At 36.6% G+C, this 14,466-nt stretch carries 20 protein-coding genes; 1 reads left to right on the forward strand and 19 read right to left on the reverse strand.

Annotated features, from left to right (window positions below):
• Positions 1 to 60: 60 nt before the first annotated feature.
• The 18 genes from PWYN_RS27315 to PWYN_RS27400 all read right to left on the reverse strand — a co-directional run bounded on the left by PWYN_RS27315 (position 61) and on the right by PWYN_RS27400 (position 12,568).
• Positions 61 to 573, reverse strand: coding sequence for a hypothetical protein (locus tag PWYN_RS27315; protein WP_036658559.1), 513 nt, complete (start codon positions 571 to 573; stop codon positions 61 to 63).
• Positions 574 to 614: 41 nt separating this feature from the next.
• Positions 615 to 1,142, reverse strand: a complete 528-nt coding sequence (locus PWYN_RS27320) for a GNAT family N-acetyltransferase (protein ID WP_036658563.1) — start codon at positions 1,140 to 1,142, stop codon at positions 615 to 617.
• A 158-nt stretch (positions 1,143 to 1,300) separates the two neighbouring features.
• A complete protein-coding gene (locus tag PWYN_RS27325) occupies positions 1,301 to 1,738 on the reverse strand; it encodes a hypothetical protein (RefSeq protein ID WP_036658565.1) in 438 nt (145 codons plus the stop codon).
• 231 nt (positions 1,739 to 1,969) lie between these two features.
• The gene (locus PWYN_RS27330) at positions 1,970 to 2,293 is read right to left on the reverse strand and encodes a hypothetical protein (RefSeq protein WP_036658568.1); all 324 of its coding nucleotides are present in this window, start codon (positions 2,291 to 2,293) and stop codon (positions 1,970 to 1,972) included.
• A gap of 530 nt (positions 2,294 to 2,823) precedes the next feature.
• Positions 2,824 to 3,270, reverse strand: a complete 447-nt coding sequence (locus PWYN_RS27335) for a hypothetical protein (protein ID WP_036658571.1) — start codon at positions 3,268 to 3,270, stop codon at positions 2,824 to 2,826.
• 266 nt (positions 3,271 to 3,536) lie between these two features.
• A complete protein-coding gene (locus tag PWYN_RS27340) occupies positions 3,537 to 3,827 on the reverse strand; it encodes a hypothetical protein (RefSeq protein WP_036658574.1) in 291 nt (96 codons plus the stop codon).
• A gap of 230 nt (positions 3,828 to 4,057) precedes the next feature.
• Positions 4,058 to 4,639: a 2'-5' RNA ligase family protein gene (locus PWYN_RS27345; protein WP_036658576.1), complete on the reverse strand. Its 582-nt coding sequence runs from the start codon at positions 4,637 to 4,639 to the stop codon at positions 4,058 to 4,060.
• A gap of 247 nt (positions 4,640 to 4,886) precedes the next feature.
• Entirely contained in the window at positions 4,887 to 5,483 is a 597-nt protein-coding gene (locus PWYN_RS27350) for a hypothetical protein (RefSeq protein WP_036658579.1), read from the reverse strand.
• Positions 5,484 to 5,676: 193 nt separating this feature from the next.
• Positions 5,677 to 6,189 (reverse strand): GNAT family N-acetyltransferase, encoded by a 513-nt coding sequence (locus tag PWYN_RS27355; RefSeq protein WP_084146967.1) that lies wholly within the window; start codon positions 6,187 to 6,189, stop codon positions 5,677 to 5,679.
• Positions 6,190 to 6,444: 255 nt separating this feature from the next.
• The gene (locus PWYN_RS27360) at positions 6,445 to 6,987 is read right to left on the reverse strand and encodes a GrpB family protein (protein WP_036658583.1); all 543 of its coding nucleotides are present in this window, start codon (positions 6,985 to 6,987) and stop codon (positions 6,445 to 6,447) included.
• 230 nt (positions 6,988 to 7,217) lie between these two features.
• Positions 7,218 to 7,760 (reverse strand): GrpB family protein, encoded by a 543-nt coding sequence (locus PWYN_RS27365; protein ID WP_036658586.1) that lies wholly within the window; start codon positions 7,758 to 7,760, stop codon positions 7,218 to 7,220.
• Between the two features lie 216 nt (positions 7,761 to 7,976).
• The gene (locus PWYN_RS27370) at positions 7,977 to 8,633 is read right to left on the reverse strand and encodes a hypothetical protein (protein ID WP_157261271.1); all 657 of its coding nucleotides are present in this window, start codon (positions 8,631 to 8,633) and stop codon (positions 7,977 to 7,979) included.
• A gap of 199 nt (positions 8,634 to 8,832) precedes the next feature.
• A complete protein-coding gene (locus tag PWYN_RS27375; RefSeq protein ID WP_052088456.1) occupies positions 8,833 to 9,240 on the reverse strand; it encodes a hypothetical protein in 408 nt (135 codons plus the stop codon).
• 321 nt (positions 9,241 to 9,561) lie between these two features.
• Positions 9,562 to 9,816: a DUF3977 family protein gene (locus PWYN_RS27380; RefSeq protein WP_240479846.1), complete on the reverse strand. Its 255-nt coding sequence runs from the start codon at positions 9,814 to 9,816 to the stop codon at positions 9,562 to 9,564.
• 306 nt (positions 9,817 to 10,122) lie between these two features.
• Entirely contained in the window at positions 10,123 to 10,554 is a 432-nt protein-coding gene (locus PWYN_RS27385) for a GNAT family N-acetyltransferase (protein WP_036658591.1), read from the reverse strand.
• A gap of 259 nt (positions 10,555 to 10,813) precedes the next feature.
• Positions 10,814 to 11,320: a VanZ family protein gene (locus tag PWYN_RS30770; RefSeq protein ID WP_052088459.1), complete on the reverse strand. Its 507-nt coding sequence runs from the start codon at positions 11,318 to 11,320 to the stop codon at positions 10,814 to 10,816.
• Between the two features lie 220 nt (positions 11,321 to 11,540).
• Positions 11,541 to 11,975, reverse strand: a complete 435-nt coding sequence (locus tag PWYN_RS27395; protein WP_036658593.1) for a hypothetical protein — start codon at positions 11,973 to 11,975, stop codon at positions 11,541 to 11,543.
• A gap of 206 nt (positions 11,976 to 12,181) precedes the next feature.
• Positions 12,182 to 12,568, reverse strand: a complete 387-nt coding sequence (locus tag PWYN_RS27400; RefSeq protein ID WP_036658595.1) for a MerR family transcriptional regulator — start codon at positions 12,566 to 12,568, stop codon at positions 12,182 to 12,184.
• A 322-nt stretch (positions 12,569 to 12,890) separates the two neighbouring features.
• Between PWYN_RS27400 and PWYN_RS27405 the strand changes: the two genes are divergently transcribed.
• Positions 12,891 to 13,730, forward strand: coding sequence for a toll/interleukin-1 receptor domain-containing protein (locus tag PWYN_RS27405; RefSeq protein ID WP_036658598.1), 840 nt, complete (start codon positions 12,891 to 12,893; stop codon positions 13,728 to 13,730).
• A gap of 277 nt (positions 13,731 to 14,007) precedes the next feature.
• On the opposite strand, the gene PWYN_RS27410 is transcribed toward PWYN_RS27405, so the two are convergent.
• Positions 14,008 to 14,427, reverse strand: coding sequence for a GNAT family N-acetyltransferase (locus PWYN_RS27410; protein WP_036658600.1), 420 nt, complete (start codon positions 14,425 to 14,427; stop codon positions 14,008 to 14,010).
• Positions 14,428 to 14,466: the final 39 nt, after the last annotated feature.

Here is a 14,466-nt window from a genome sequence, read left to right on the forward strand (position 1 = left end):
TTTAGGTCCGGCCGCGATGCGGTTGGGAGGTGCGGAGTGTCCCGACAATTACTTTTTCGATTAATCTACAAATACTATGTTTTCATAATGTTCGCCATCCCCTATATTATCTGAGGAAAGCCATTCAAAATATCTTAATCCTAGTTTCTTTGCAATCAAATAAGCCGGTGGCTCTTCGCCCGTAAATTGAACTAAATCAAAGATCTCTTTTATATCTTCTGCACTATTGCCTTGCTGCATAATCAATTCCCTCAGTAAAAATAAATCCAGATCATCCTTCTCAATAATCAGATCATCCGTCCAGTCGCACTTATAAGCAGATACGATATCATCTTTTTCAAAAATTATTAGTTCCCAACCGTGGTCCTCCATATATGAATAATGAACTAATAAGCCAGGATTTAGTGAAACTATCGATTTACGGATATCAAAGGCAGGTCCTTGAATTAAAAAAGTAACCCAACCATTAGACTCAGGAAAAACGTATCCCTTGTTATTTGAAGCTCTTATTAAATCAATTACTTTTTGTTGGTCGTTTGTTTTTAAATGATAACTTGCACTGAACTCACTCATGATTCAACTCCTAATAAGATTTTGGTTTTATGCTTTTATGCTTAAACATTTTTTATTATCCAGTATCTTTTGATTACATTGCCATCCGCTTCTATGTATACTTTATCTGCCCTTCCGCCATTCTTAAGAATGACCTTCTCCGATGCGGTATTCCAAGCATCACAGACAACTAAAACTTCTTCTATTCCTAATTTTTTCGTCTCACCCAGCGAAAGCTTCAGTAGAGTTGTTGCATAACCTTTTCCTCTTTCCGATGGACGGATCCCATACCCTATATGGCCACCAGCATTAAGCAAAAATTCTGATAACTGATGTCTTATATTCACAGCACCTAACACTCTATCACTGTCATCAACTAACCAAAACGTTGAATCTGAAACCCAGCCTTCCGTTAACCCGACACCCATCTTATGATCATCCAGTAACTTGAGCATATCCTCAAAATCATTTGGGTCCCGACCAATAACCCAGGGCACCAGATCTTCGCCAGATTCTATCCATTCCTGATAAAAAGATAGGTATTCATTCTTTAAATCAAGATGAGGCTTAACAAGTTTTAAGTGATTCATGTCTACCGTCCTTTAAAAGATTTGGTTTAAGAAGGTATTGCGCATAACCCGCATTCACGAACCCGAGAGGCTTACCATCATAATTCTTAGCGGCTGCGATGCCTGAATACGATGTTAACGGAAGTTATTGACCTCTGTGAAAATTCTGTTAAGCTCTCTTATCTTATTTCATCTATTAAAATATCTAGCTTCCTTGATGACTTTGATCCATCAATTGCACTTCGAATTATAAATACAAGAACTAAAAGACTAATTACTAATGCAACCAATCCATATAAAATAGATAAGTCTTCCATTAGATTCTCCCCTTTGTTATTAGATTCACTTTGGTCTATAGAATATGCACTGATTTCCTTATCATTACTTTGAAATTGGTTTGCTCCGTTTATGTATGACGAATCGCCCCAAGGTGAATTATGAGGTACTTCAAAAAAAGAACATTCAATAAATTTCAAGATACTTTGTTGATACGTGTTACATGGACCGTCTAAAGAAATATTCAAAGTAAGAACCAGGGTAAACGTATTCCAATCGTAATTTATTTCTTTAAGTTCTGAATCATGAAAATAGTTTACGAAACAAGACAGGCCAATCATTATTTGAATCTTCTATGATTACTGATTTTAAATTCTTCATTGAAAAACCCCCAGAATAATATGTATTTACGAAGATTTCAGCTAACGTTCCGCATTCCTGACGTTCAAGCAGCTTAAGTGACCAAAAAGAACGGGTAGTCAGACTTAGCTGGTTGAATGTATCGCTTGAATAGTCTCCCTGAAAATCCTTCTTAGCGATCAAGGGCGAATGCCCGCAGTAGGAATGTTTTGTTATGTGTTAGAAATTAACAAAATCCCTCTATAATAATCAAAGTCATTATAATATATTTCATGAATACTGTTTGAGGTAGACCATTCAACTTCGATTAAATCTTCAGTATCTAGCTCTATTACTTCTTTAAAGTTATGGTCATTTTTAACTACCTTAAAAATATTCTTTCTTATCCCATAGTTAACTATATTTTTTATATCATCAACATTATAGTTTAAATTATTCGAAAAAAAATTGATAATCGTGCTGATCTGCGCATCTTCTTCAGCTATAAATCTCAAGAAATTCAACAGATCATCTTTATTGAAGTAAGTTTTCTTCATTGAATAATCCTCCCAACAAGTTTTATTCTTTTATTTTAATCATCTGTTGAATCTGCATTCTTCTATAGCGTATCTTTCGGATAACGTATTCCTGAATCCGTCAGGTTTATCTGAAGTCCAAACTTCCTTGCTTTAGCTTCTGCAGATCAAGGAGCGAATGCGACGCAGTAGGAATATGGCGTTATCCGATGCACCTGGCACATAGAGATACTTACAATTCAATCTTTATATTCCTCAATCTTTATAGCTCTTCGATCTGTATAGCACTTCGATCTTTACAGCTTTTTGATCTTTATAGATATAAAGATCAGTTATGATCAGAATCTCCGCCCATCCGAGTATCATATTTAATCATTTCTATAGGTGTTTCAGGTGTTTCGGATAACGTTCCCGTATTCACGAACCCGTAGGGTTGTCTGCTTGACACCACTCCTAGAATTATCACCTTGTAGACCCAGGGCCGAATGGCCCGCAGCGTGAATATATTGTTATCTGATGCCAGTGTCACCCATGAGTTACTTTCATGATCTCTATATCCATCTATAGATTTTTCCACTAGTTACTTTTATTCTGTTCATTCTTGCCCAATGTTTTAATTCCTCTATGTTCCCTTCTTCATTATTCTTGAATCTAAAATGTAAATTCCTTGAAACTAATTTCCTTCCATATAGCTTGATACCGATACTCTGTACAAAATAACCTTGTATTATAATCTTTTCGATTTTTTGTATTGGTACTTCAATATGATTTATCTTAATTGCATTTTCTGTGATTTCTAGCTCACTATTTTTTCTTAAGATCCTCTTCAATAGCATTACTACTTGTATTACGCTACCTAAAAATAAGATAATGACAAAAAAAACAGATAAAAAATCATCTTTTCGAAGTACTAATAATAGTAAGTAAGTAGTTAATATAGAACTGATCACTTGGATATACCCTGATTTAGGTATTTTGATTTCATATTTCTTATTCATGTTCTGGTTTATTCCCTTTCTCACTGGTTTCAGATAACGTTGTTGTATTCACGAACCCGAGAGGCTTAAGGCGCGAAAGCGCCGGGTCGAAGACTTAGCCTCGCAGGAGTTGATCGCCTGACTTGCTTCCTGGCTTCTTAACTTCTGGCGATCCAAGGGCCGAATGGCCCGCAGCGTGAATACGTTGTTATCTGATGGGCACGACTTCTTCGAAGCACTTACAAGTCTTATAGTAGCTTTGTTATTTATTTAATTTCACTTAATTTCTAGTCAGGCATTCTCATAATTGCAGCTTTTAAAGCACTTGTTCCATCAGTTGTTCTTAAGTAATCAATTGGTTTTTCATTTTCTAATACAGGTACATTTTTATTTATCCATTCCACCGTGTAGCCTCCTAATTTACAGAGCAACACAATCTGGATGTCATTAGGCAAACCTAATTTACTGATTTCTTCTTTCAGGTTTTCGTCAATTTTCATATAATCAATTATTTGGTATGCATTTACGAATTTATTCCATGCTTCTTCTTCAAATTGCGCTAGATAAAATTCCTTCATGAAATCCCTCCAGATATATTTATTCCGCGCCTTTCAGATAACGTTCCCGTATTCACGACGCAGAGAGGTTTAAGGCAGCGTAAGCTGCCGGGTCCGACAGGACTTAGCCTCGCAGGTGTGTCCGCCTGAATCAACTTCTTCGAAATCCAACTGGCGGACCGAGGGTCGACGAAGGCGAACCGATGCGTGAATATATTGTTATGAGTAGTCCCCGCCTTCTTCGAGTACCTTCAAACTATCACTGCCTTCATTAAGGGTAGTATTTTATGGGTTATGAATCGTCCTGGACGAAGTTCGTCAACAGAATAAAACATAGCAATTTCCTTGGCCTGAAAACTTATTTCATTAAAATCATCATTTAACTCGTTCTTAGTTTCTGAAAGTTCTTTATATTGATCATGTCCAAAAGTTAGTGTCGAATGGAAATGAAAACATTCCCCATCAGGACCAGAATTCGGAATCGAAAACCTTTTCATTAAATCACTATTTAATCTGTTATGAATTTCTCGAAGTTTTTGATTCTCTTGAATATCCATCCACAAAACTTGAGTTTCATTCTCTCCGTTCTTCATATTTATTAAGTCTATTGCTTTAAAAGTGATCTCAAAAGAGCTTAGACTCAAAGCAAGTTTTTCAAAATAATTCTCGATCTCCTCAATTTGCGATACATGGAAAGATTGTTTTAAAGAGATATGTTGAGGTAACAGTGATGACTCAATGTTTACGTGCTGTTCTTTAATTAACTTATAAATTATCTTTCTTACTCTATTGTGAACTTCATAATCTAATAAAAGTGCAAAACAAACATACATTGTATTCTCTCCTTTACTTTTAAGTCTTAGCGGGGATTTCTCATAACGTTCTTGTATTCACGACGTCCCTCCACCTTAAGCCCGAAGGGCGGCCGCGATGCGGTTAGGTGGAGGGATGTGTCCGGCTGAATTTACTTCCCTGTTACTGAAATGCCTCGTCGAATCTACTTCTAACTTCTGCCGGACCGAGGGCCGAATGGCCCGAAGCGTGAATATGGTGTTATGTGATGCACCCGACTTCTCTGAATTACTCAAAGTAAATTATTTGTATTCTCTCTTCGTTCTTTATTCCAAGTGCTATATAGTTCTTTTCTTGATCAATTTGTTTCATAAGCTCAGTTGGATTAATTTTTTTGTAACTATAAACTTTATCTGGCCAAGTTTGTATCTCAGAAATAAGTCCTAAAACATCTTCTTCAATGGCTACTGAACCTGCAATTCCATTAAAGTAATTCATCAAATCAGAAAGTAAGGTTACAAAATGATGATATTCCTCAGCTTGTATTCCCTTCTGCCCCCATTCAGGAGCATCAAATTCACTTCCGTAAAAACAAAAATCCAATAATAGTGTCTCTTCAGCAACTTGATTAATAAATAATAGTGCTTTTCTCTTGCTGAGTACTTCAAAATATATATTTATATTGATAGAGTGTATGTGTTGAGAATCGAGGTTATTTTCATCGAATAAATATCCGGATTTATATTCGTTTATCTTCAATTCGATGTTCTCTTCAATAATATCAATGTCTTTATGCTTGGAAATCTCAGATATTAAACTATTGATGTCGACTTCCTTGGTTATAAGACTAACTTCAAACAATGGACCACCTTGTAACCACTGCATAATTACTTCCTCTCTTTCGGGTGTTTCACATAACGTTCTTGTATTCGCGACGTCATACCCCTTAGATAGCTCTTATCTTAGGGGTATGGATGTGTCCGGCTAATTCCACTTCTCCGAAATCCCACTGCCGGACCGAGGGACGAATGTCCCGATGCGCGAATATGGTGTTATGCGTAGTTACCGTCTTCTTGAATTACTTACAAACTGTTTCTTTATCTCTCAATGTAAAATACATTAGGTTGTCCTTCAATTCACTCTCTTGATTAAATCCCATCTTCTCTAAAAGCCTCTGCGACTGGAGATTTTCTACTTCCGTTGTCGCTTCAATATAATCTAGCTTCATTAAGTCAAATCCGATTCGGGTAATCTTCATCAAAGCTTCCTGCATAAGTCCCCTACCCCAGTAATTCGGGGACAAATCAAAACCTATTTCAGCTTTTGTTTCTAAAATCTCTGTTGACCAGCAATGAAAACCGCAAGTCCCGATAAGTTCATCATTCTCTTTATTAAATAACCCATATCTACAGCCTGAGTCATGTATATGGAAAGCAATAATCTCTTCTGCCTCTCGTAAATCTTTACATACCTCAATATCCATAAATCTCGTTACCTCAGGATATGAAAAATGTTTATAAACTGCTTCAACATCATCTAAAGTAAGTTCTCTCATGAATAGTCTTTCGGTTTCAATATTCGGGTAATTCACTATAAACTACCGCCTTTGTTTTTGATTTATTGGTTTAGATCTTTATGATCCTTACGGTAATTACGCATAACGTTGTTGTATTCACGAACCCGAGAGGCTTAAGGCAGCGCCAGCTACCTGGTGGCTCAGCCACTTACCCTCGCAGGGTTGTCTGCTGAATCCGCTTCCTCGAAATCCCTCGGGCAGACCAAGGGGCGTTAGCCCCGCAGCGTGAATACGGTGTTAGCTGATGTCTTCGTCTTCCTGAGTTACATTCTAAAATTCTTTAAAGTTGTTCAATACATTATTTACAAATTCTGTTTTTAACTCTGTATATGCTTCACGATTATGTTTATATTTCTCTGCAAGTTCTTTCTTTAGAATTGAATATTCAACAACTAAATGAGGGTACTTCCTTAAAATGTCTCTAAATAAAATATGCCTTCTTAATTCATCACTCTCTTTATTGCATACATATAAATGATGCTCTGGCTTTTCATTCATTTCAGTATTATATGGCACCTTACTGTCTTGCCTTCTAAAAGCCTCTCGATTCTTAATTCCTAAATCCCCTTCATGTATGTATCCTAATTGGCTTAATTTATTAATCACTTCTGGAAGATCCATCATGGAGTCAATAATAATATCAATATCTAAAATTGGTTTTGCTGCTAATTTAGGAACAGAAGTGCTTCCAACATGTTCAATCGTGAGGGCTAGACTCTCTAATTGATTAAGTAATATTTCTTCAAGTTTACGAAACAAGACAGGCCAATCATTATTTGAATCTTCTATGATTACTGATTTTAAATTCTTCATTGATAAACCCCCAGAATAATATGTACTTACGAAGATTTCAGCTAACGTTGTTGTATTCACGAACCCGAGAGGCTTAAGGCAGCGCCAGCTGCCGGGTGGCTCCGCCACTTAGCCTCGCAGGGTTGTCTGCTGAATCCGCTTCCTCGAAATCCCTCGGGCAGACCAAGGGGCGTTAGCCCCGCAGCGTGAATACGTTGTTAACTGATGTCTTCGTCTTCCTGAGTTACATTCTAAAATCCTTTAAAGTTGTTCAATACATTATTTACAAATTCTGTTTTTAACTCTGTATATGCTTCACGATTATGTTTATATTTCTCTGCAAGTTCTTTCTTTAGAATTGAATATTCAACAACTAAATGAGGGTACTTCCTTAAAATGTCTCTAAATAAAATATGCCTTCTTAATTCATCACTCTCTTTATTGCATACATATAAATGATGCTCTGGCTTTTCATTCATTTCAGTATTATATGGCACCTTACTGTCTTGCCTTCTAAAAGCCTCTCGATTCTTAATTCCTAAATCCCCTTCATGTATGTATCCTAATTGGCTTAATTTATTAATCACTTCTGGAAGATCCATCATGGAGTCAATAATAATATCAATATCTAAAATTGGTTTTGCTGCTAATTTAGGAACAGAAGTGCTTCCAACATGTTCATTCGTGAGGGCTAGACTCTCTAATTGATTAAGTAATATTTCTTCAAGTTTACGAAACAAGACAGGCCAATCATTATTTGAATCTTCTATGATTACTGATTTTAAATTCTTCATTGAAAAACCCCCAGAATAATATGTACTTACGAAGATTTCAGCTAACGTTTCCGTGTTCACAACGTCCCACCGACTTAAGCGGCCGCGATGCGGTTAGTCGGTTCGGATGTGCTCCCGTCAATCACTTCCCCGACTTATCTCCCGGGACGGAGGGGACTTGTCCCCCGATGCGTGAACACATTGTTAGGCGAAGTAGTTGCCTTCTCGAATTCACCCTCAAAAATGTAGTCCCATTCTCTGAGTTAAAATTATTTGTATCTTGTTTACTGTCTCTTTAACAAAATAATTCACTTCAACTTCCTTCAGGTATACCGGTACATGATCTTCGGGTACCAAAGTATTGCAGTAAAATTGGGTGATGTTTTTTATTTGTTGATTGGTTTGCCCTGCTGCAAAAAAAGGTAAGTGTTCTGTAAACCCTTTTATATATTGAAAATCAGTCCAAAAAATATGATCTTGCTTTTCCTTTAAATATTTAAAATCTAACCAGTACCAGTCTCTCTTAACTAAGTGATTGTATTCGGAAGTGCCAATTATGGCTTGATGCACTTGCTCCTCTTTCTTTATATTTATTAATTTTATCCATTCCTTATCTGTAATGAGATGAACATAATACCCAAGATAATAGGAGCCCTTCTCTGAAGTAAAATCAATTTTATTTAAACTGAATTGTTGATAGAACATTTCAGCATTAATTTCACGATCATTCATAAAATGAGTAACTCGTTTTGGAGGGCTAAATTTTCCATCTTCATTCATTAGCCCACAATCCGGACCAATATTTCCAATTAAAAAACCCACTTTAGATATATTGAGTCCCCTATTTATAAGTTCTTCCGCAATTCTAAAATGAGTTACCCACGTCGCCATCATTCATCCTCCTTGAATAAATCTTACAACCACAATTGCAATTATTTCGCCTAACGTTCTTGTATTCACGAACCCGCATGGGTTGGGTTGTCTGCCTGAGCTCACTTCCCTGAATTATCTTCTGGCAGACCCAGGGCCAATGGCCCGCAGCGTGAATACTGTGTTATGCGCTGTACCTGACCTCTTTGAAATACCAACACAATCATTGTAAATTAGTAGGTTTATATATTACTTCAAGAGTTTTATAACTTTCTTTATCAAATTTCATTTCAGGTACTTTATATAGCCATCTCACTTCTGTACCAATCAATTCATAATTACTATTTATCCATTTACTACAGTCTACTCCAATACGTTGCCATATGACTTGATCATCACTCGTAATGACTTCAGCAACAATTATGGTACATGATAGATCACAATCATCCGGACACATAAGTACTGGTACTATCTTACGATCATGATTTATATTGAATCTCCGTTGGAAAAACTTAGCTTCCTCGTCCAAGCTGATCCAATCTATTATTGTAGGGACTAAACCTAAGAAAAGTTCCTCAGGATATAGCTCGTGAAGTATTAGTTCAAGTGGTTTATTATCTATTAGAATCACATAATGGTCTTCTTGAATGTATTGACTTTTATTCTTTATCACTGTTATTTGATTTATGTTCCATCACTCTTTCATATTTAATTTGTTAAACAGGTATTGCGCATAACGTCACGAACCCTCACTGGCTTAAGGGGCGCCAGCCCCTGGTCCGACGGACTTAGCTAGTGCAGGGTTGTCTGCTGAGTCCGCTTCTTCGAATATCCTCTTGCAGACCAAGGGTCGTTAGGCCCGCAGCGTGAATATTTTGTTATCCGAAGTTCATGTCTTCTCAGAGTTTCCATACAAATGATCTATAAATTTTAAATATATATTCCATCCGAACTACAATCCATAGAATCCGAGTATTAACTTTATATTGCTTCTATTCTTTGTTGTGATTTTCATACCTTCTCTTGAGTCAATCACTAACACTTTCCTGCCAATCCATATTCTTAAATATATCGATTTTAATACAAATGGTTTAATAAATCCCTTAATCTCTCTTTCAGTACCATCTTCTTCTTCAATTTCCGTTCTAATGAACCACGTGTTTCCAAAACCAATTTCTATATATTTCTTCAGCGAGATCTCCCCCAAGAATCACACTTTGTTGTTAGGCTCTTTATATTACGTTTTAATACACGTCTTACATGAATTTTGGATAACGTTTGGCATTCCTGACGTTCAAACAGCTTAAGTGATCATAGGGAACGCGGCGTTAGACTTAGCTGGTTGAATGTATCGCCTGAATAAACCCCTTGGAAATCCTTCTAAGCGATCAAGGGCGAATGCCCGCAGTAGGAATGCTGTGTTATCCGATGTTAACGACCCCTTTGAATCACTCAAAAAAATGTTTCTTCGCCTTTCTAAGGTTGTATAATATATTCTGTTAGTATTTTCGGATTATAAATTCTTTTGAAGTAATACTTCTTCCTGTCTATAATATCTTGATCTTTCATATGTCTTTATAGCAATTTCATTTTTTTTGCCTGTTAGAACCTTTACACTGGTAACACCTCGTACTCTAAGTTCTTCCTCTAAAAAAGCAATTAATAAAGTTCCCAATCCTCTTCCCCGAGCTACTTCTGTAATATACAATTCTGTAACTTCCCCTTGGAGACCACGATAACAAAACGATTTACAATATTGAGCACAAGCAAATCCAACTGGCAGATCGTCCATGACAGCCAAAGCAATCAGTTCATTAGTTATAGTAAGATTACCTTTCACTTCATCTATGGACATTCCTACTCCATTAAAAGCATCATTGAGCATAACAAGGTCGGCTGCATCATTTGTGTTCGCCCATCGAATATTAATCTTCTTTTCTTTCATAGCGCGGGCCTCCAATAATACTAGAGTTACAGATCTACTAAGTTTTTAATGGATTTATTTTCGTTAATTTCGGATAACGTTGTTGTATCTACGAACCTGAGAGGCTTAAGGCAGCTTGCTGCCGGGTGGCTTTGCCACTTAGCCTCGCAGGGTTGTCTGCCTGTCTTCACTCCCTCGAGTTATCCTCTAGCAGACCAAGGGACGAACGTCCCGCAGCGTAGATACGTTGTTAGATGATGTATGCCTCTTCTTTGAAATACTAAACATCTTGTTTAATTTCATATTCTTTAATTAATATCCTATTTAGTAATTGAATATTTAAGATAGCCTTTATTATCATATAAACAACGATTCCTCCTGAACTATTCATTATTACATCATCAATATCCAAACTGCCATATCCAGAATAGTATTGGAAGGTCTCTATAGTCAAATTAATACCAATGAGAAATACAATAAAATTCTTGAATTTTCTAAATCGTTTATGTAGTACTGGTAACAGTACTCCTAAGGGCATAAGCATCATAAAATTTCCCATGAGATTCATAAACCAAGTATTAAAATTATAATCGTCCTTATTATTTATATACTGTTTAATCGAATCAAATGGAATTAGATTAAACGATCTATGCGCAGGATAATATGCTCTATCTAAAACCAAATATTTATAAAGAACTAGAAGATATAAAATGAGTAGTATCCAGCAACACATTTTGATAACAAATTTCATTTTTATGGGTCCTTTCAATTTTTTAGCACTAGGCATGTTTCATCTAACGTTATTGTATTCACGACGTCCCACCACCTTAAGCCACGAAGTGGCGGCCGCGACGCGGTTAGGTGGTGCGGATGTGTCCGGCTGATTCTGCTTCCTCGTATGCTGAAATGCCTCATCGAAATGCATCTGACTCCTGCCGGACCGAGGGGCGATGGAATCGTCCCGATGCGTGAATATGGTGTTAGATGATGGGGCTGACTCCCTCGATTTACATTCTAGTTGTATTATCATTCCACAATTTGTCTACTAACTTATTTTCGATGATGTGAGATACAACAATGCTTAAAACTATTAATATTGAAACAATAACTTTGATACTTGTATCTTCTGTACTTCTCATAAAAACGATCGCACAAATCAAAATAGTGAGTATTGTTAAAGATAGTGTTGGAATCATCCTCGAGCGACTATTTCTTCTAACAGGTTTTCTAATAAATGTACCTATTAATGAACCGATACAAGCACCAATAAAGACAGGAATAATAAACTTAACACCACTATAGTAAAGGCTTCCCATCATTATTACATATACTAATATGATATGAATTGAACTTAGAAATCTATATCTTAATAATGATGATTTTGAGAATGTTTTATTTTCTTCCATTTTTTCAGCCCTTTCATCTAACGTTACTGTATTCACGACGTCCTTCCACCTTAAGCCCGGAGGGCGGCCGCGATGCGGTTAGGTGGTGGGAGGTGTCCGGCTGATTCCGCTTCTTCGCAACTGCCAATTGCATCTTCGAATCTACATCTTACTCCCGGCGGACCGAGGGCCGAATGGCCCGATGCGTGAATATGGTGTTAGCTGATGTGCGACCTTCTCGAATCAACTTTCAAGAAAATTGTTTAGTGTACTGCGAGTCCTTGCGTATATTCTCTTCTCTGTGTAGTTACGTCCTTTATCCAGTTTGTCAAATCAGTTTTGCTAATAAATATTTCGTTATTAATTTTGAAATATGGAAACATCTCACCTGTAAATGATCCTATCGTATTTAATGTATTTTGTTCCGATTGTATTATATATGTTACTTGTTCTTCTGTAAGGTTAAGATACTCAGCTGCTTGTTTAATGTTAAGTAAAGGTGAGTTAATTAATTTCTCTTGTCCTTCTGCAATATTTAATTCCTGTTTAGTTTCCGTTACATCTTTCGTTGAAATTATCAAACAACCTATGATTAATGAAGCGCCAATTATTAAACTACATATAATGCTTGTTATATGTGTAGCCTTCATGATTCACTCTCCTACGTTTAATTCTTCTTTTATATGTTTTGTAAATTGTTCTGTCGCATTTCAGCTAACGTTGTTGTATTCACGAACCCGAGAGGCTTAAGGCAGCGTAAGCTGCCGGGTGGCTCCGCCACTTAGCCTCGCAGGGTTGTCTGCTGATTCCGCTTCCCAGAAATGCCTCAGCAGACCAAGGGCCGTCAGGCCCGACGCGTGAATATGGTGTTAGCTGATGTACCCTCTTCCTCGAAAATACATGGATGAAGATCATTTACATCCCACAATAATGGTAATATAATGAAATAAAAACAACAAAAGGTGACGTATTATGACAAGTAGATTAAGCAAAGATTATGTTTGGGAATGTGATTATGGTGTAAGAAAACCAATCATACCAGTGCTAACAAAACTTATGGAAGAACAAGATGCTTCATCACTTCAGATGATCAATGTTTTTACTAATTCTAATCCTTATTGCTTAGAATTCTTCATAGTAATAGGTTACGATGATCCACTTGAGGGTCATATTAACACAATGAAAGATTTAATGTTAAATGCTGGACTTCGTTATAGGCCTGACATTACTATGGACGAATTATTTACAGAAATGGGAAATAGACGTTTTAATAGCATTAACCTATTGGACGACATACCAATTGAGGATCAAATTAATCATTTATTTATATTTCCTGAAAAAGGCGAACTTGAAAACAATGGTTACAAGTTTAGTGCTGCACTAGGAAATCAGTTACCAATATTCTTAAGTCATGCTTCAAAAGACAAATCAGAAATCGAAGATCTTATACCTTATTTAAATGCTGCTGGTTTACCCGTGTGGTTTGATAAAATAAACATTGATTATGGTGAATCCATAACAAAAGCTATTCAAAGGGGAATCAAAAAATCAGCTGCGGTTATTTTCTGGATAACAAACGATTTTCTTGATTCCAATTGGTGTGATACCGAATTAACAAATTTTCTAAACAGATATTCATCTAAAAAAGACGTCCTTATCATTTCAGTTGTAAGTAATGACGTCAGCCGTGATAAACTTGAACTTTTCTTGACTGATTTGAAGTACTTAGTCCGCGAGAATGAAGCTCATCTAGAAACAGTCGCAAAAGAAATTGTTCCTACTTTGAAACGATACATAGATAATATTAGGTAGTTTAATTATAACTTACTGAAGTTATATCATCTTCAGTAAGTTATTTATTTATATTTAGGAAATTTAGGGTATTTCAGCTAACGTTTCCGTGTTCACGACGTCCCACCACCTTAAGGATGCGTAGCAGCCGGCCGCGATGCGGTTAGGTGGTGCGGATGTGTCCCGGCAATTACTTCCTCGACTTATTCTTCCGGGACCGAGGCGGCTTGTCCGCCGATGCGTGAACACATTGTTATAAGATGCCTACGCCTTCTTCGAATTACTTTCATAATTGCTTCTATAAGTCTTTTTTCATGTAATAATGCGTATGTCTACCAGCATTCTCAATCATGCCATATACTTCAAATCCTTCTTTCCTGTAAAAGTCTAGTGCTTGAAAACTAAGGGTATCAACTTTCATAAAATCACATTGTTTTACTCTTGCGATTCTTTCAGCCTCTCGCATTAGTTTTTTGCCATAACCTTGTCCTCGGTATTCAGGCCCCACATATAAATATTGAATTTCAAGCCAGTTCCAACAAACCTCTCCAAGAACACCACCACAAACAAGACCATCTTCATCTTGGAGAAACATATGTATCTCTTGATATCTCCCCTTGAGATCATCAGGGAAATGCTTCATATTATACTCAAACATTTTGTCTCTTACATAATTCTTCAATTCATTATTGTTCTCGTTAATGATCTGTAATGTCATTTTATATTCTCCTTCATTCGGGATTGAGATCCCGACAAC

The organism is Paenibacillus wynnii (assembly GCF_000757885.1).
GTDB lineage: Bacteria > Bacillota > Bacilli > Paenibacillales > Paenibacillaceae > Paenibacillus_AQ > Paenibacillus_AQ wynnii.